The organism is Virgibacillus sp. DJP39 (assembly GCF_049310925.1).
Lineage (GTDB): Bacteria > Bacillota > Bacilli > Bacillales > Amphibacillaceae > Virgibacillus_F.
Genome location: NZ_JBMERP010000077.1, coordinates 1 through 17,058 on the forward strand (window position 1 = coordinate 1; position 17,058 = coordinate 17,058).

Annotated in this window: 18 protein-coding genes and 1 pseudogene; 11 read left to right on the plus strand and 8 right to left on the minus strand. The window is 36.4% G+C overall.

Annotated features, from left to right (window positions below; genetic code table 11):
• The first annotated feature begins 85 nt into the window (after positions 1 to 85).
• The gene (locus ACOI1D_RS17705; protein ID WP_422503100.1) at positions 86 to 598 is read left to right on the plus strand and encodes a hypothetical protein; all 513 of its coding nucleotides are present in this window, start codon (positions 86 to 88) and stop codon (positions 596 to 598) included.
• Between the two features lie 170 nt (positions 599 to 768).
• On the opposite strand, the gene ACOI1D_RS17710 is transcribed toward ACOI1D_RS17705, so the two are convergent.
• The gene (locus ACOI1D_RS17710; protein ID WP_422503101.1) at positions 769 to 1,554 is read right to left on the minus strand and encodes a DNA polymerase beta superfamily protein; all 786 of its coding nucleotides are present in this window, start codon (positions 1,552 to 1,554) and stop codon (positions 769 to 771) included.
• 377 nt (positions 1,555 to 1,931) lie between these two features.
• Here ACOI1D_RS17710 and ACOI1D_RS17715 point away from each other — a divergent pair, with 377 nt between their 5' ends.
• The gene (locus ACOI1D_RS17715) at positions 1,932 to 3,263 is read left to right on the plus strand and encodes a flavin monoamine oxidase family protein (RefSeq protein WP_422503102.1); all 1,332 of its coding nucleotides are present in this window, start codon (positions 1,932 to 1,934) and stop codon (positions 3,261 to 3,263) included.
• Positions 3,264 to 3,938: 675 nt separating this feature from the next.
• Here ACOI1D_RS17715 and ACOI1D_RS17720 read toward each other — a convergent pair.
• The 3 genes from ACOI1D_RS17720 to ACOI1D_RS17730 form a co-directional block, all read right to left on the minus strand.
• The gene (locus ACOI1D_RS17720) at positions 3,939 to 4,268 is read right to left on the minus strand and encodes a hypothetical protein (RefSeq protein ID WP_422503103.1); all 330 of its coding nucleotides are present in this window, start codon (positions 4,266 to 4,268) and stop codon (positions 3,939 to 3,941) included.
• Between the two features lie 196 nt (positions 4,269 to 4,464).
• Positions 4,465 to 5,058 (minus strand): cbb3-type cytochrome c oxidase subunit I, encoded by a 594-nt coding sequence (locus ACOI1D_RS17725; protein ID WP_422503122.1) that lies wholly within the window; start codon positions 5,056 to 5,058, stop codon positions 4,465 to 4,467.
• Entirely contained in the window at positions 5,054 to 5,398 is a 345-nt protein-coding gene (locus ACOI1D_RS17730; RefSeq protein ID WP_422503104.1) for a hypothetical protein, read from the minus strand. Before ACOI1D_RS17730 ends, ACOI1D_RS17725 begins: the two co-directional genes overlap by 5 nt.
• Positions 5,399 to 5,636: 238 nt before the next feature.
• Between ACOI1D_RS17730 and ACOI1D_RS17735 the strand changes: the two genes are divergently transcribed.
• Complete coding sequence (locus ACOI1D_RS17735; RefSeq protein WP_422503105.1) at positions 5,637 to 5,930, plus strand: hypothetical protein; 294 nt, start codon at positions 5,637 to 5,639, stop codon at positions 5,928 to 5,930.
• A gap of 45 nt (positions 5,931 to 5,975) precedes the next feature.
• Entirely contained in the window at positions 5,976 to 6,833 is an 858-nt protein-coding gene (locus ACOI1D_RS17740; protein ID WP_422503106.1) for an alpha/beta fold hydrolase, read from the plus strand.
• 95 nt (positions 6,834 to 6,928) lie between these two features.
• Here ACOI1D_RS17740 and ACOI1D_RS17745 read toward each other — a convergent pair whose 3' ends face one another.
• Positions 6,929 to 7,618, minus strand: coding sequence for a hypothetical protein (locus ACOI1D_RS17745; RefSeq protein WP_422503107.1), 690 nt, complete (start codon positions 7,616 to 7,618; stop codon positions 6,929 to 6,931).
• A gap of 945 nt (positions 7,619 to 8,563) precedes the next feature.
• Between ACOI1D_RS17745 and ACOI1D_RS17750 the strand changes: the two genes are divergently transcribed.
• Positions 8,564 to 8,686, plus strand: coding sequence for a hypothetical protein (locus ACOI1D_RS17750; protein WP_422503108.1), 123 nt, complete (start codon positions 8,564 to 8,566; stop codon positions 8,684 to 8,686).
• A 21-nt stretch (positions 8,687 to 8,707) separates the two neighbouring features.
• Positions 8,708 to 8,851, plus strand: coding sequence for a hypothetical protein (locus tag ACOI1D_RS17755; protein ID WP_422503109.1), 144 nt, complete (start codon positions 8,708 to 8,710; stop codon positions 8,849 to 8,851).
• A gap of 180 nt (positions 8,852 to 9,031) precedes the next feature.
• On the opposite strand, the gene ACOI1D_RS17760 is transcribed toward ACOI1D_RS17755, so the two are convergent.
• Positions 9,032 to 9,244, minus strand: a complete 213-nt coding sequence (locus ACOI1D_RS17760) for a hypothetical protein (protein WP_422503110.1) — start codon at positions 9,242 to 9,244, stop codon at positions 9,032 to 9,034.
• A 244-nt stretch (positions 9,245 to 9,488) separates the two neighbouring features.
• Between ACOI1D_RS17760 and ACOI1D_RS17765 the strand changes: the two genes are divergently transcribed.
• Complete coding sequence (locus ACOI1D_RS17765) at positions 9,489 to 10,991, plus strand: flotillin family protein (RefSeq protein ID WP_422503111.1); 1,503 nt, start codon at positions 9,489 to 9,491, stop codon at positions 10,989 to 10,991.
• A 44-nt stretch (positions 10,992 to 11,035) separates the two neighbouring features.
• Here the strand turns inward: ACOI1D_RS17765 and ACOI1D_RS17770 are convergent, their stop codons facing one another.
• Positions 11,036 to 12,964, minus strand: a complete 1,929-nt coding sequence (locus tag ACOI1D_RS17770; RefSeq protein ID WP_422503112.1) for a vWA domain-containing protein — start codon at positions 12,962 to 12,964, stop codon at positions 11,036 to 11,038.
• Between the two features lie 339 nt (positions 12,965 to 13,303).
• Positions 13,304 to 14,179, minus strand: a complete 876-nt coding sequence (locus ACOI1D_RS17775; RefSeq protein ID WP_422503114.1) for an AAA family ATPase — start codon at positions 14,177 to 14,179, stop codon at positions 13,304 to 13,306.
• Between the two features lie 170 nt (positions 14,180 to 14,349).
• Here ACOI1D_RS17775 and ACOI1D_RS17780 point away from each other — a divergent pair, with 170 nt between their 5' ends.
• The 4 genes and pseudogenes from ACOI1D_RS17780 to ACOI1D_RS17795 form a co-directional block, all read left to right on the plus strand.
• Complete coding sequence (locus ACOI1D_RS17780) at positions 14,350 to 14,757, plus strand: hypothetical protein (protein WP_422503116.1); 408 nt, start codon at positions 14,350 to 14,352, stop codon at positions 14,755 to 14,757.
• A 66-nt stretch (positions 14,758 to 14,823) separates the two neighbouring features.
• A complete protein-coding gene (locus ACOI1D_RS17785; protein ID WP_422503118.1) occupies positions 14,824 to 15,321 on the plus strand; it encodes a metallophosphoesterase family protein in 498 nt (165 codons plus the stop codon).
• Positions 15,322 to 15,385: 64 nt separating this feature from the next.
• On the plus strand, positions 15,386 to 16,348 hold the full coding sequence (locus ACOI1D_RS17790; RefSeq protein ID WP_422503120.1) for a 2-hydroxyacid dehydrogenase: 963 nt from the start codon (positions 15,386 to 15,388) through the stop codon (positions 16,346 to 16,348).
• 197 nt (positions 16,349 to 16,545) lie between these two features.
• Positions 16,546 to 17,058 (plus strand): annotated as a pseudogene (locus ACOI1D_RS17795) (hypothetical protein); the annotation flags it as partial.

A 17,058-nucleotide genomic window follows, 5' to 3' on the forward strand; every position in this document is an offset into this window, starting at 1 on the left:
AATAACCTCAGTAAGTAATAGGCATCAGGTATGGTTTTCATGAATCTAGCATATTAAATGTAATTATACGTAATGGGGACTATTGATGTTCAATGACAAAATAGATAGAGATGATAAGTATGACCCTACTTTATCTTTGGCATTTATTTTATTGAAACAACTTGGTACGAAAGTAGATGAACTGTTTATTAGGGGGGGGATAAGGATGAATAGAACAAAAGGTATAATGTTGATAGGAACAACTTTGGTTTTTTGTTTAATAGTGGGATTAACCATCTATGATTGGGTCCGTTTTCAAAGGATTGAAGGAGGTTCAATATTTTCCATGTTTCTTGCCTTATCGTTTTTCTTTAAGATACTTACCTGGGATAACCACGATGGCAGTGATGAAAAGGATGAATTAGATCGTCATATTACAACGCAAAGTGCGAAAATAAGTTATTTCGTTTTAATGATTTTGTCTGGGTTGATCCTATTTATAAGTGAAGGTACAGGAGATTTAAATGAAATTAATAATATTCCACTTCTTATTGTGGTATGTCTAACACTAGTGATATTGCCAATTACTGAATTTGTCTATTCAAGGAAGTATAGGTAAAGGATTTGCTAGCAAGTTTTGAAAGGAAAGTGATATGACAGAAAGGTAGTTGTACATATAATTAATACTAATTTTATCGCGGATGAATAATTAATACTAGGACTGTTTCATGTATTTCTTTATGCCACAAAGGAATAAGGTTAGTATCAGAAAGTATTGGTTATCAACTCTTATTCCCAAGCTTCCTTAAGTGTCTCTTGGAACAGACGATCTAATTGTTTCGTATAATCTGGGCTCCTTGTTTGTAGGTTTTTTGTATAAACTTTTAATAACTCCATTTTTTGTTCTGCAAACTCAAGAAGCAGTTTTCTATCTAAATCAGGTTCAAAGCTATTTCCAGTGGTTTTAGCATCCAACAATAAAAGAATCTGCTGTTTTATCTCGCCATGTTTAATAAGTTTTTCCAGCAAAACTTTAAATTCAATTGGTGGAAATTCCTGATGTGTTTTGATCCACATCGCTGCCAGTATTGGTCGAATTACATTAATTAGCTGTTTGACAGTAACTCGTTTGTTCTGTTGGCATTTTTTAACGTTTGTGTTGGCGATATTTAAATAGTGCAGGATACAGACTCCAGGATTAACAATCACGGGTATTAATCTTTCCATTTTATCGACTGTCGAAAAAGCTTGAGCATAAACAATGCTGGAGTGGATCCATTCTAGTAGGGATGGGTTTGATTTCCTGAAAAGTCGGAGTGTTTTGGTGAGTTCCCAGCCACTCATGTCGAGTGAAGTACTGATTGGCAATTCAATCACATCGCTTTTTTTACCAATTCCTACAGGATCAATACCTAAATAATAGTCCTGAGTATGAATATAGATAAATCGTACGTCGAAATCACTTTCCTTAGATGCAAGTCCCCATGTTCTGCTACCTGCTTCACAACAATAAAGAACTTTGACGTGATAATCTTCTTCAATTTGGTTCAGCTTATTCACTACAGTATTTTTCATTTAGCAAGTCTCCTATTGATATATATTCTTACACCTTTTTTCTCAAATGGCTCCAGGAAGGTTTTTATAGTAGTGTATCTTTTTATTGCAGGAAAAATTCAAGATAGTTAGAAGCAGAAAGCGTTTTTGTTTTACTGTCCAACTTTGACTTTGTGGTAATGAACCACGGTTATTACTTTGCTAATTGACTTATCCATTACAAGGTCATATAATTAATTTAACTTTCTGAAAAATAAAAGTTTTAGGATTTAGTTAAAAGTAGTAATACATACATAATTTAACAATCAATTAGTAATCACTACTACACAGGCTTTTACTATATGAAGAAAAAAGTGTTTGTCAGCTAATATCAGGTGACCATGGAGGTGGAAGGTACGTTGGAAAAAAAAGGAGTAAATTATGATGTCATCATTGTTGGTGGAGGTTTTTCTGGTTTAATTGCAGCACGTGAACTTCGTATGTTAGGAAAAAATGTTCTTCTATTGGAAGCACGTGATCGACTTGGAGGTCGTACGTGGGTTGACTCACGATTAGGTTGTGATCTCGAAATGGGTGGAACCTATGTACATTGGCATCAACCCCATGTTTGGACAGAAATAACAAGGTACGGTTTAGATGTTGTTGAGTCTCCAGTGGCCCAAAAAATGTATTGGATTTCTGATGACAAAGTTTTTTCGTCAACTGTAGTTGAGTTCAAGAAAAAATTTAAAGATACATTCGAGCGTGTAATGAGTGAAAGTCACAAATATATTCCACTACCTTTTCAACCGTTAAATGCATCTATGATGGCAGGCATTGACGAGATGACAGCAACCCAATTTCTTAACACGCTTGAATTGTCCAGAGAAGAATACGATATTCTGCATGGATGGATTGCATCTGACTACTGTGGTTCTCCAGAAGAAGGGGGCATTTCACAAATATTTCGATGGTGGGCTTTCTCGCAAGCAAATTTGGATATGCATAGCGCTTCCGTTTCTGGGTTTAAGCTAAAACAAGGAACAGTGGGATTAATCAATGCTATATCACGTGATGCGTTGGTTGACGCAAAGTTGTCGACAATAGTAAATAGTATTAAACAAAACGAAGATTATGTAACTGTATATTCCGATGATGGAAATAGCTATTGTGCAGATGCGGTGATAGTAACAGTACCTTTAACTACGCTAAAAAATATTGAATTCAAACCTGAGCTATCATTAAAGAAGCAAACGTCATCACATGAAGGGCAAACTTCTAAAGGAGTAAAAGTTTGGGCTCGGGTTCAGGGGGAATTGGAACCATTTAGTGCACTTGCACCAGGGGATTATCCACTTAATTCTGTTCATCTTGATAGATATATAGATGGTGATAGTATTTTAGTAGGATTCGGTCCAAGCGCAAACTTACTTGAGCCTACAAATGTATCAGCAGTTCAACAAGCATTGCGGTATTGGATATATGACATCAAGGTTTTAGATTGTACTGGACATGACTGGGTAAATGATGCATTCTCGCAAGAAACATGGCCAACGCTTAAACCTAATCAGTTAACTTCCTATTTCCATGAATGGAAACGGCCGGAAAATAAAGTGTTTCTTGCTGGGACGACATATGCTAACGGATGGGCTGGTTTTATAGATGGTGCAATTGAAAGCGGGATAACAGTGAGTAGGAAAGTTAACGAATTTCTTATTCAAAAGACGAAGAGGGAAGTGTTTACTAAGTAGATCTTGGTGAAACGAATTGGAATATGTGATTAGGATGTAAACGGGCACTACATCCCTTATTTACTAGAGGACTCTCCATTTTACTAAGACATATGACGAATAGGGAACTATATGTCCGCATACATATTTATATTTCTGATTGTAACTAATTAATCGGAATAACAATGAAAAAGACGTAGGTAAAGGTTGTCCTTTTTTGGTCAACCTTTTTCTACGTTGCCAGCTACTAAACATTTTTTATTCCAAAGAAAAATACTTTACAAAAAAAGGATATTAGTAAAAAAATAGAAATAGTAATCAAAGACGTTCCTAATACGGTTTGTTGCTCTTGTAAATAGTTGTTACAGATCCGAACAGGGGCACTGTGATATAACCATCCCATTACAAAACACATTGCTATTACATTAGCCCAGACAAATCTCTTTACTGTTGAGGTTACTCTTTTCCAACTCAATGCAAGAGGGATTCCTACTAATAAGGGAATTGTAACCAATAACTCCTGATCTTTCTAGTAATAGGTTGAGTTGCTGTTGATCTGGAATACGCACAATCTTCCACCTGTCTCCATTTGCATTATAAATTTCCTCAGAATGTCTTAGTTTTTCAGGTATGTCTTCCTCAGGATCAAAACTAATGCTTAGTAGTTAAATCTGATTACTCAATCTTTTAGGTAGGTTAGTGAAAATTTCTTCGAAGTTCTTTTCTACAACTGGACAAAACATCCCCACATCTTGTATAAAAATAAGTGGCCAAAATATACTTACCTCTTAGATCAGACAGTTGAAAAACTTCTGAATTGCTATCTTCAAAAGTAAAATCAGGAAGTTGTGGCGTTTGTTTAACAATAGTTACTCTACGTGCTTGTTCTGCAGTAAAGGCTTTAAAACTATCTGTTGCTAAAGTTAAAAGAAGTATACCCATAACGATTATGACTACAATTACAGGTGAGTTTCTTCTAAGCATGTTTTGTTTTCCCAGCGTCATGGATGGATTCATTTTTTCCAACACGACTAGCAAAGGTTATGAAACGAACAACGTATAAAAGAAACATCAATGCAATACCTGTTCCGAAAATGGCACCAACAACATCAGCTGGAATCCATTCTGGTAAGTGTTCCGCCCAACGTCTGGGTGCGCTTGATTTACCTGAGAACAGGAATGAGCCAGTTAATCCAAAGAATGCCAGCGCATATAACCACAGTTACAGGTGGTCAAATTTATTATCTTTTCTATTACCTTCCACTTTTGTCAGATAATACATAAATCCAATAATCATAGAAACAGCCCCGATTCCCATATACATATGAAAATGTCCGGGAACCCATTTAGTGTTGCGCATCACCTGGTTGATTACGATTGTTGCATCGATAATAGCTGGTATAACCCCAATCACCCACCCAAATATGGAAAGGAAAAGAAAACCAGAGGTAACATCCCATTTAATTCCCGACCGGTAAACGATCATTAAAGCGCCATATGCTGTTACAACCAGTACAGGCAGCCCATTCATGTAGGATAGTGCTTGACCCATGATCAACAACCATTTAGGCATTGCAAAATCCATTAATAAGTGGTGTTGGTAAATAATAATTGTAAACAGTGTAGACAGGCTCCAGGCAATTAAAAAGACTTTATTAGCCTTCCATGGCCGGTTAGTATACCTTGGCAGCAGTTCATAAACGACGATAATTCCCATATAAATAATAGAGTTTGCAAAAATATGTCCAAATGCAAATATTAGGTTCTTGGCGAGAAGAGGATCAATTGTAAAACTTGTTGGTATGTAAACGTTAATTAAGCCATCCTAATGATCGAGCAAAACTACCATATTCTTTAATGATGGAACGTGAGATATCGAGAAAGAAGATCAAAAACCCGGTACCAATTATTAACATACCACCTAAGTATAGAGCTGCAGCTGTTTTCCCCCACATACCACCCGAAATTGCTGGTAGAGGATACAAGAATGTCCACGCAGCAGCAAAATCAAACGTGAAAACAGCAATTAAAACCATTATTACACCTACAACAAAAAGAACGATGTTCAATTTAAAAATTGCTAGGCTTGGTTGTACGTATTGATTTAAAAAATACCACATAATTGCGGATGCTGCTAAAACGACAATTCCAATCATTGCTGTACCATAAATCGTTAATATTTATCAGTTATAAGTTATACCAAAAAGGGCTGAAATTCTGTAATATAAATCACTAATTTAAAGATACAGAACGTTGTTATACAGTAAATCACTAGCTTTGTTATTTTAATCACTGAAATTTTCTTGATAATAGAGTAACCTAGTAGATGGTAATAAAGATTAGAAGAATTATAAATGGGTACATGTAATACTATTTAAAAGGAGAGGTGTATACATGATTTTTTCAGTAAGTGAAGAAGCAGCTAAGTGGTATAAAAAAGAAATGGGATTGCATCAGGGAGATTATTTGCGGTTTTTCGTGAAGTTATATGGAGGTATTCCAACTGTTCGTCCAAGTTATTTTTTGGGTTTATCCATTGGTGAAGAAGGGGAAATCGGCATAGAAGATGTTGTAGAAGGAGTCACGTTTTACTTCACAGCTCAAGATATATGGTTCCTAAAGGGGTATGATCTTAACGTTGAGATGGGGGGAAATGAAGTAGAATTTATTTTTAATCCAAAGGAATAGGCGGTACGTGAAGAAAGATACTTTTAAAACTAGGAGGCTATTATTTTGAACCAATATTTTGTTAATGCCGGTAATATAAGTGTTCACATAACAGAATGGGGCAAAAGCAGTAATCCAGTGATTTTTTGTTTGCATGGTTTAGGGAGTACAAGTCTCAGTTTTATAGAAGTCGCTGAGCAACTAAAAGATGAGTTTAGGATTATTTCAATTGATGCACCAGGGCACGGTAAAACAATGCCCTTTAAAAGTGCAGAGGAGTATGAACTGCCATTTCTTGCATCGTGGTTAAATACTGTCTTAGCTTGTCTTGATATTGAAAAGTTTTATTTTCTGTCACATTCCTGGGGAAGTTTTGTATCCCTTTTTTACCAACTCAAATATCCAGAGAAGGTTTTAGGTGCAATTCTTGTTGATGGGGGTTATCAGAGTAAAAGATTACAGAAACAGTCCATGGAAGAGGAAATAGCATATTATCAGAAGGATTTTGAAGAGTATGTGTTTAATGACTGGGAGGATTTTTTAAAAACAGAAAAGAACGCATATACAAGGTGGTCTCCTTTAATAGAAACAGCAGTTAAGGATCTGGGATTAGAAAAAAACAGTAAGATCTATTGGCATGTGCGAGGAGTTACAGCAGGAAATATAATAAGGGCAATGCACATAAATGAAATAGAAGACATCTATAAAAATCTTTCAACTAATATTTTGTTACTTAGAGCGACCTTGCCTGTGGAACTTAATGATTATAGAAATATGACTTCGAAAATTTTCAAACAAAGGACAGGAGGAGTGGTAAAGTTAATCCCCGATACTACGCATATGCTGCATTGGGATCATCCAGACTTAGTAGTTGAGGTGATTAGAGAGAATTGGTCACCGTCTTATTATTTCTCTTGGTGGTAATCCAGTTACATATGGTTTATCATTTTGCTAAAACAAATGAATACATGGGAAAGAACAATACCCAACGAAGACCGATGCATTTCTTATGGTATTCGTTAGGCTTGTTTGTCAGGGTATTGGTATGCCAAATCTGTTATTTTCCATGTGTTATCGAACTTCTCAAAGACAAAAATCATATCAAAGTTTCCGTGTAATCCACTTTGGTGTTCATGGACTAGTTTGTATGTGTTATTGTTAATCTTCTCAATTGAATAGGGATTATTTTTATCAAACATTGGATAGAGATCCATAGGAATCAAATATAATCCGTTTTCTCCCTCTTTAACGAAGACATCCCAAGTTTTTTGTGCTACATCTACGGTCATAATATCTGTGAATTTGTTGAACAATTGTTCTTTTGTACGAATCGTTTTAAATTTGTATCCAACATGTTCTTCGTTAAACTCATCATAATTCACATCAGGTTTAATTCTATCAAACATATAATTGTATTCGTTTAGTAATTTTAAAAATACTTCCTCTTCCTGAAAATTATCAGTGTTATTTTCTTCGGATACTTTAGTGGTATCTGTTTGTTTAAAAACTTGAAGGGTGTTTTGGTTTTCAAGTTCGTTAATTGCAACCTTTGTTGGAGCTCCTACTTCCAAAAGCATTTCAGCTGAATTTTTTTCAGATTGATCCACATGGTGACTTTCCTGAGACTTTCGATCATTGTTACTGCTTGTCTGTGTGCCGCAACCAGAGGTGACTAAAATAATAATTAAAACGACTACAATGTTCCTCACAGAAACACCCTCCCTGTTATTTCTTAACTAATTAGACGGATTAGTATGTAAAAATGTTTCATTTATCTTATAAGTATATTGTTAATTTATGATAATATAGCCTTTTTTTATTAAAAGTAAACTTAAAAATTTTGTGTGGGTCTGGTGAACTTAGCTAATTTTGTTATTTACTCAGTAATGGAGAGGGTTTGGTACTGTTTTATATTAATTTGGAATAAATTGTTTAAATGAAACGTGAACTTTGTTATCTTAGTGCATAAAATTAATACTTATTATGTTAATTTATGTCACAGTTAGCAGAAGGATCTTTTCGAAGTTTGTTTTTGTTAATCTACACAGTTGATGGAAAGTGCGACGTAACTGCTGCGTTGATTTCCGCTTCGGGCAGTCGCTTTCCGCGGGCACGACCTCAGCCTCCTCGCGGAAAATCACCGCTGTGGGGTCTTCAGCTCGCGCTGTTCCCGCAGGAGTCGACTGCCCTACTCTTCAATCAATCCGTAAAAAGGTTTTTATCATGATGGTCATTTGTTTAGTACATTGCTAGCGTAGGAAATACACGAAGACTCCTACGGGAGGAAAGGCATAGGTTAGACCCCGCAGTGCGTAGCACGAGGAGGCTTACCAGCCTCCCTAAGGTGCGCGAGTGTATTTTCGTAGCGGTAAGTTACATCGCATTTTATAGGTATTGTGTTAAAAACAATAATCTTTCAGAAAACAACCTTTAAGAAAGATGGAATCTAACTGTGGTGAAACTAATTAACGTTTGGTCTTTTATCTTTTCAATAATGTGTATTCTATTAATTTTTGCAGTTTCCTTTTTGGGCCCAGTCAATCCTATTGTCGGAATACATCCTTTAAATTTGGTTTTGTATTTAACCTTACTTACATTATTGTTTGGTGTAATAGGATTCTCTGGTGTACATAGTATTTATGGAGCGTGACCCAATGGCAATTAATTTCTTTGGTGGGATTTCAGTTAACAACATTGATAATAACGGTATTTTTCAAGTGGGAGAGGCACAATACAATGCCTTTTCTAGTAATGCAAAGCTAAACGTTATAAGTTAGAACTATGGGGATGGCAGTTACGTGAATGTTGCTCCAATTGGGTCTCCGATAATAGATCCAGATGGTGTAGATACTATAATGCCGACTAGGCAAGCCTCGCTTGGTTTAGAGGATAGATTAGCTGCTATTTTTCACCCTGGTCAAACTAACACAAAGAAACAGTAGTTAGGAAAAGAAAGCCTTTTTGTAAACCTAGCGGGTTCTGTTGCCGAGATGAATTAAGGGGGGAATCAACAACGAATATCCCCCCTTTTTGCAGGTGTATCTGCGTTAAACACTCATTCATACCTTCTTGTAGCGGACATCAGGTACATTAATTGATAATATAGCATTTTTTGCGTAAATTTATTGGTCATCGTCCGTAATCCATGTTTTTCCATCCGTATTTTGCTGAACAGCCTTTTCAGCAGGAGATAGTGAGCTGTCTTTCACGAGGCTTTCGTTCTGTCCTGGGTGTTGTTCGAACTCACTATTTACCACATCATTTAATATTGCGGAACTGTCTGTTTCCTGCTGGATATCTTCCATTTGTTTTTTGAGTTCGTTTTTATTTTTCATTAGTAGACCTCCATTTTTATTTATTGTATTATTCTGCCGAATTTTTGATGTAATATGAGTTAGAATTTTTATTTTTTAAACTTAATTAATTATTTTTTCATAATTCATTTAAAAAGGCAGAAAATTCATATACAATAAGGAGGACTGTTATGGTAATTTCTTAACAGTTTTTTAGAAGTATATTGGTCCAATACATAAGCATTTACATGGATTGGTATGCAGAAAATAAAAAAGGGGAGATTATGTGGTATTTATTTATTTGTTTGTAGCATTAGGTTTAGCAGCTTTTATTGGAATAGGTTGGTTCGTTTATATGAAAATGAAATACAAGACCGTTCCATCCAATGTTGCTCTGATTATCACCGGACCAAAATTGGGAGATCCTAATAAGGATACCAATGTGTTTCAGGATGATGAAGGTAGGTATATGAAAGTAATTCGTGGTGGGGGACACCGTTTAAAGATGTTTCAAACCCACACACCGGTTTCTTTGACATCCTTTCAGTTAAAAATATCTACCCCAACTGTTTATACTAAACAAGGAGTTCCGATTGTTGGTGAAGCGGTTGCTATGATTAAAGTAGCCGATTCTCTAGAAGGTATTGCTAAGTATGCTGAGCAATTTTTGGGTAGAGATCAGGCAGATCTTGAATCCGATATTTCAGAAGTATTAGGATCTAATTTGCGTGCTATTTTATCAAAAATGACAGTTGAGCAAATCAATAATGATCGAGAAAGTTTCAATGATCAGGTACGTGAAATCGCTCAAAATCAGCTGGACGCAATGGGTTTCAAAATTACTAGTCTTGGGCTGACTGATCTAAAAGACGTTGAAGGAAGCGATTATTTAACAAATCTGGGACGTCCAAGAACTGCTGAAGTTCAAAAAGAAGCAGAAATTGCAGAAGCAACTAACACCCGTGAAACGAAAGTCCACGTAGCTCAAATGAACGAAGAGACGCAAAGAGAAGAATATGAAAGAGAGACTTCCATCGCAGAATCACGTAAGGAAAAAGAAATTAAAGATGCTATTTTCAAGGAAGCAACAGAGAAAGCGAGAGCGAAAACAGAAGCCGCTTACGAACTGGAAAAAGCAGAACGTGAGATTGAGGTGGAAAATGAACGCTTAAAAATCGTAAGTCAGAATAAAGAAGAAGAGCTGCGATTAAAACAACTAGAACGCGAACGTTTTGTAAAACTTGAACAGGAAGAAGTCAAGGTGAGAAGAGCTAAAGCTGATGCAGATTACTATGAAAAAGTACGTAATGCTGACGCAGAAGCGGAATCCCAAACAAAAGCGGGTCATGCTGAAGCAGAAGTCATTAGAACAAAAAGTTTAGCTGAAGTTGAAGCGATTGAAAAACGTGCTGAGGCCTTAAACAAACACAAAGAAGTAATGATGACTGAAATGCTAATTAATATGTTGCCAGAGTTTGCTAAAGCTGTATCTGAACCTTTAGGAAATGTGGAATCTATCCGTATTCTTGATAGTGGAAGTGGTGACGGAGTGAAAAATTTACCTGGAAGTGTTACTGGCATGATGGCAAGTATTCAGGACAGTTTATCCCAAATGACAGGTCTTGATTTGAATGAAGTAATCCGTAATTTATCTGGCAAGGGTAATTTAAAGGGGCACTTAGGATCAATTGCTGATTCAATCGCTTCTAATAAAGAGGAAGCATCTCAATCCTCTGCTGAAGCAAGTGCAGCAAAAGAGGAGAAAAATCAGGAAGGTACGGATAAATAGAGTGTAAAAAACTAACATCGTTGTGATGTTAGTTTTTTTTTCGGTTAAATAGTCTTTAATAACAATTTCTTTAAGAGCGGTGCAAAATGGTCAGGAAGTTCTTCTACACTTGGAATCATCAGTCTTTCTTTCCCATAAATGTTTTTCATTGTAAGGTCTTCTCTTTCATCAATCTCCCCATCCGCTAGAAACATCCCAATGACATCGATACCTTTTTTGCGAGCTTCTGATACGGCAATATTCGTATCAACAATACCATTTTGGTCATAATTTGCAGCAGCTGGTTCTCCGTCTGTGAACACGAGAAGAAACTTGTGTTTTTCTCTTCTGGCAGCCAATTCCTTCGTTATGACACGAATGCTAAAGCCGTCCCGATTATCTTCCTGTGGCTCAAGCTGCATAATTTTAGCTCCGGTATTTTGGTAAAGTGAATCGGAAAAAGTGTGAATGAGATGAAAATAATTCGGTTGGTAGTTTTCCTTTACTTCATTTGCATCTTCCCAAAAACCAATAATGGAGTGGGGAATCTTCAGCTGATTTAAAACCTCATGAAATAAGATTATCCCCCTTTTTGTTTCATCCATTTTGTTATGCATAGACGCGGAACAGTCTACAAGCATGGTAAAGACGGCATCGATGTTTTTTGATTCTTGATTTTTTTTGTAAAATACTCTAGGGTTTTCATCAATGATAACTGGCAGTAATTTTTTGGACAAACGGCCAAACAGTAAATCTTTCCTTGGTGCGTTCTTTTTGTGTTCCAGTGTTTTATCAATTGTTGACGAAAGCCTTCGTTTATAAGATTCTATCGTAGAGACAGCGTACTGGTATTCACGTTTATCTTCGTTTGAAGGTGATTCAGCTTTTTTTACAATAGTAACTGCGTCTTTATTTTCCTCACCATGAATTGGTACGCTTGGCTGTTTTCCTCCGTTTGTTGTACCCTGTGCTTGCTTTTCAAGCGAATCAACTTCTGAGTAATCATTTTCCTCGCTTTTCCCTGAAGAACCCTGGATGGTTCCCATTGCTTGATCAGCGTCTTCAGTTTCTCTCGTTCCGCCACCCATAATGTTTGTTTTTGTACCAACCTCTAATTCGAACTGTAAGAAGTTTTGCTTTCTGTCGCTATTTTGATTTTCCCTGTGCCAAGAGGAAAATTGTTCATCAATGTATTCATTATTTTCTTCATCGACCTCTTCTTTGTCATCGTTCGCCAGTTCGTCTGTCCGTGTTAATTCATCAAATAATGTATTTAATTCATATTTTTCGACGTGTGAAATTGGAAAAGTAAAATAACTATTTATCATATCTTTATAATAACTTTCAAGCAGTGCAGTAACTTGTTCGGCAATTTTGGAAATGTCTTCACTACTTTTAGCTTCAAACGAGTTATAAATAAGCGGTTTTATTTTTTCGAGATTGCTAAGCTGTTGCTCATTTGATCTTGGAAAGATTGGATCTGGGTTATCTGACTGTATTGTTAAATAGATGAGACAAAACAACTCGTCTAGTGAGAAACTTCTTGTCACGTTGGCATCCAACTGGGTATGAAAATAGTGCTTCAAGTGTTTTCTTCTTACTGCAAAATCTTTTTTTGTCCCTGGTCTATCGTTTATTATTTTTTCCTCAAGCCGTAAGTCTTCCAGTAAGGTAATTAACTGGGTAGCAAACTTAGGCAGGCTTGATTGGTGTGTTCTTTCTAAATAATTTTGCATAGGGGGGAGATGTGAATAATATAATGTCCCTAATGTTCGTAAAAACACATCCGTTTTATATCCTGATTCCTTAATAGCTTCATCCATTACATCCCAAAAATGGCTACCGGTGACTTTTTCATCTATAAGGTCAATATATGAACCATATTTATATTCAAATTTTAAATTTGGTTGTCCTGACAATATAGTGGCCAGGTCCTGTAATTGAAGAAAAAGATTCGTATCTATTTTGGAATCATCCCAGCGGTTATATTTCATCAGTTATCCTCCTTGATACCTACGCGGAAGCCCATGCGTTCTTCGGTTTCTTGCTTATGCGCCCGCTTCTGATCAGTCGCCTCCGCTTTTCTTGTCTAGCTTCGCGGGCTAGCGGCTCGTGACGTAAGCAATTGACACTTCGAGCACGGAAGCCCGTGTGCTCTACGGTCTCTTGCTTACGCATGTCGCCGCTATCAAGCCCGCTCCGCTTTTCTTGTCTAGCTGCGGCTCCTAGAAGCTGTCGTCATAAGCAATTAACACTTCGAACGCGGAAGCCCATGCGTTCTTCGGTTTCTTGCTTATGCGCCTGCTTCTGATCAGTCGCCTCCGCTTTTCTTACTAAAACAGGGTGTTTGTTAGGTTTTGTACGAATTCTTTTTCTCTTTCTTCTTCGAGTTTTGCTATGATTGATCGGAGTATTGCGCGTTTTGGTGGGATGATTACACTTAAATCACATGCGTCGAGTAACGCTCTAATGGATGCGGCGTCTTCGGATAATTTCCCTTGATTTACAGCACGGATTAGGTCAGTCGACAGTTTTACAAATAAATCGATAGTCGGTTCATTTGTTAATTCGGTATTTGTTTGAATCAATTCTTTTAATTGTTCTCCTTCAATATAGGGAACATCAATAACGATAAACCGATTTTTTAATGCTTCATTTAACGGGACTGTACCAACGTAACCTTCGTTGATTGCAGCAATAACATTAAAGCCTTCTTTTGCAGTAATGATTTCATTTGTGAACGGATTAGTAATCGTCCTCCGATAGTCAAGCACACCGTTAATTAGCGGCAATGTTTCCGGTTTGGCCATATTTACCTCATCAATATAAAGGAACGTCCCATCATTCATTGAACTTGTTACAGGTCCGGGTATAAACTCAATCACTTGTTTTTCTTCTTGGTAAGTTAATGTTTTAAATCCCATCAAGCTTTCTGCATCCAAATCGACAGAACAATTCACACTATACATTGGCTGGTGAAATAGGTTGGATAGCGTTTCAGCGAATTTAGTCTTCCCAGCACCGGTTGGACCTTTGAGTAAAATGTTTTTATCCATGCTTAGTGCTGAAATGGCATCCACCAATAAATCTATATGGGGAGGTAAATATCCACCTTTTTGAATTAAATCCTTTAAAGTATCATTATTTTCTCTTTGGTTTGTATTCAAAATTTCAGTTATATTTTCTGGTAGCTTGTAGTTAGTAATCATGAGTAAACTCCTTTCAAGATTATTGTAAACCCTATATGGAAAGATAACAAAGAAATGGTTCAGGTTTCTTGACAGAAAACAACGTAAGGTATGTATGTATCTTCCTTATGAAGCAAACAATTTACAAAAGGATTGGATGTTTTAAAACGGTGAATTAAAGAGGTGATTACATGTTTTCTTTTCGCGGAGATGCGCATAAAATATTTCTGACTTTAAAAGAGCAAAGAGATATTCAATCCAATAAAGAGCTTAAAGAAACAGCTGAAATTAAAACATTCTATGAATCACTTGATAGCGAAGTTCTACAGTTAACTCAATATCGAATGATTAAGGAGCGAAATGGAATGGGTATTATACCTGTCTTTGTCACATCCATTCCCTGGCTGTTATTCTTGTTTTCAAGCAAAATTCAGGATGTATTATTTAAGGATGGCAGCCTGCTTTGGGCAATTTTCGGATCTGTATACCTCACTATTCTTACGATAAGTGCTATTTTTCATTTTAAAGGTAAAGCATGGGGCGCGTTCCATATTGAAATGATCAAAGACATTTTGACGGAGAGGGAAAGAAACAGATAAGTAATTTAATGTAGGGTAATTAGGGTATATAAACTTTAAGAGACGTTACTAGAGAGGGATGTTGCAGTGAAGGTTTTGGTAACCGCAGACACGCATATACCGACTAAAGGAAAACAGCTACCTTCTAATTTTATAGAAGCTTGTAAAACAGCTGACCTCATTATTCATGCAGGTGATTGGAAGTCAATGGAAGTCTACAGAACTCTTTCTAAATATGCTGAAGTGAAAGGAGTCTATGGAAATGTTGATTCAGATGAAATAAAGGAACAGTTTCCAGCACTTCAAATAGTCGAGGTTATTGGTTATAAAATTGGGATTGTTCATGGGCATGGAGAAAGGAAGACTACAGAAAAAAGAGCCATAGAAGCTTTTGATGAGAAAGAGGTTGATGTTATTATTTTTGGTCATTCCCACATTCCACTGATCCGTTATTTTAAAAAAGTACTAGTGATGAATCCAGGCTCACCAACAGATAAGCGGAAGCTACCTTACTATTCATACGGTACAATTGAAATTGACAAAGAAATCAAAGCAGAACTTATCTTTTACAGCAATAAGACTTAGGAAAGGGGCTGTCTGTTATAATTGTCACGATTGCAAAAGCAAAAGTTAGGGTGGTATAAAAATTATGAAACCAAAAGTTTTTATTACGAGGAAAGTTTCAGAAGAAATAACACAAAAGCTGGGCGAGGTATGTGAAGTGGAAATGTGGGAAGAGGAAGATACGCCCGTCCCGAGAGATATTTTAGAAGAAAAAATTAAGGAAGTTGATGGGTTGCTTTGTCTCTTAACCGAAACGATTGATAAAGAATTACTCACACAAGCAAAGCATTTAAAAGTTGTGAGCAATATGGCTGTTGGATACGATAATATTGACATTGAGGTTGCAAATCAGCAGGGGGTAATGGTGACAAATACACCTGGTATTTTAACTGAAACCACCGCAGATTTAACATTTGCTTTGTTAATGGCAACCGCCAGAAGGATTGTTGAAGCATCGGATTATTTGCATCAAGGTGAGTGGAAAACATGGTCACCAATGCAATTAACCGGGCAGGATGTATTTGGCGCAACCATAGGAATTGTTGGCATGGGAAGAATTGGAGAGGCTGTTGTGAAGAGAGCGAAAGGGTTTGGAATGGATATTTTATATCACAATCGCAGTCGTAAACTGGAAACTGAAAAACAATATGGTGTGATCTATGTTGAGCTGGACCATCTATTGAGGGAATCTGATTTTGTAGTAATATTGACCCCATATACTTCTGAGACAAAGAATTTGATTGCGCAAAGAGAATTAGCACTAATGAAGGAAACTGCTATTTTAATAAACACAGCACGTGGTGGAATAGTGGATGAAAAAGCTTTATATCAGGCTTTAAAAGGTAATGAGATTTGGGCAGCGGGCCTAGACGTTTTTGAAAAAGAACCTGTATCATTGCAAAAGCAACTATTGACGCTTCCTAATGTCGTTACACTGCCACATATAGGAAGTGCAAGTATTAATACAAGAATTAGAATGGCTCAGATGGCAGCAGTTAATTTATTAAATGGTTTAACGAATAAATCGCCTGTTTATTCTGTTGTTTGAATTTAAATTTTTTGAGCTTAAACAGTTTCTGTAATGAAGACGCTATCCATAGTGGAAGCGTCTTTTTTAAAAGCTACAGTCACCAAAAATTACTTTCATTTTTAATAATGCAATAATTTTCAATGTTTCCTGCTAGAATGCCTGAATGATGATAAAATAAGTTATAGATAGTATATATGCTGCAGGAGGAATTTGTTATGAATGAACAGTTTAGTAAACCAAAAGGGTTTGGAGAGATTCTAGATCATACATTTCGTTTAGTCAAAAATCGTTTCTCTGATTTTTTCATGGTTTTGTTAATTCTGGTTGGTCCAATTTATCTATTGCAGGCACTAACCGAGTTATTATCCGGAATGAGTCTGTTTGGAGGATTAGGTACTGGGGAGAGTTGGCTGGATCAATTTACAACTAGCTTTAATCAAGGTGCAGCAATACCAGTAGAGGCCACAAATTTCGGGGCTGATATTGTATTTGTTTTGTTGGGATTGCCTCATCTAATTTTGTTGGCATTTTCGCAGGTAGCTATTTTATTTATGATTAATCATATTAGGAAAAACGAAACATATACAGTCGGTTCAGTGATTAAACAGGCATTTTCCAGGTTTTGGCCAATTTTAGGGAGTAGTCTTTTAATGGCAGTAATCGCATTTGCCTTGATTGTTGTACCTTTAATTATTGTATTTTTGATCGGTTTTGTAGGTTCAATTATT

Bases quoted from the DNA above. Each gene is read 5' to 3' on its own strand.
- ACOI1D_RS17705 (WP_422503100.1), top strand. From the start codon at position 86: ATGTTCAATGACAAAATAGATAGAGATGATAAGTATGACCCTACTTTA.
- ACOI1D_RS17710 (WP_422503101.1), bottom strand. From the start codon at position 1,554: ATGAAAAATACTGTAGTGAATAAGCTGAACCAAATTGAAGAAGATTAT.
- ACOI1D_RS17730 (WP_422503104.1), bottom strand. From the start codon at position 5,398: ATGATTGGAATTGTCGTTTTAGCAGCATCCGCAATTATGTGGTATTTT.
- ACOI1D_RS17735 (WP_422503105.1), top strand. From the start codon at position 5,637: ATGATTTTTTCAGTAAGTGAAGAAGCAGCTAAGTGGTATAAAAAAGAA.
- ACOI1D_RS17750 (WP_422503108.1), top strand. From the start codon at position 8,564: ATGGCAATTAATTTCTTTGGTGGGATTTCAGTTAACAACATTGATAAT.
- ACOI1D_RS17760 (WP_422503110.1), bottom strand. From the start codon at position 9,244: ATGAAAAATAAAAACGAACTCAAAAAACAAATGGAAGATATCCAGCAG.
- ACOI1D_RS17770 (WP_422503112.1), bottom strand. From the start codon at position 12,964: ATGAAATATAACCGCTGGGATGATTCCAAAATAGATACGAATCTTTTT.
- ACOI1D_RS17775 (WP_422503114.1), bottom strand. From the start codon at position 14,179: ATGATTACTAACTACAAGCTACCAGAAAATATAACTGAAATTTTGAAT.
- ACOI1D_RS17780 (WP_422503116.1), top strand. From the start codon at position 14,350: ATGTTTTCTTTTCGCGGAGATGCGCATAAAATATTTCTGACTTTAAAA.
- ACOI1D_RS17790 (WP_422503120.1), top strand. From the start codon at position 15,386: ATGAAACCAAAAGTTTTTATTACGAGGAAAGTTTCAGAAGAAATAACA.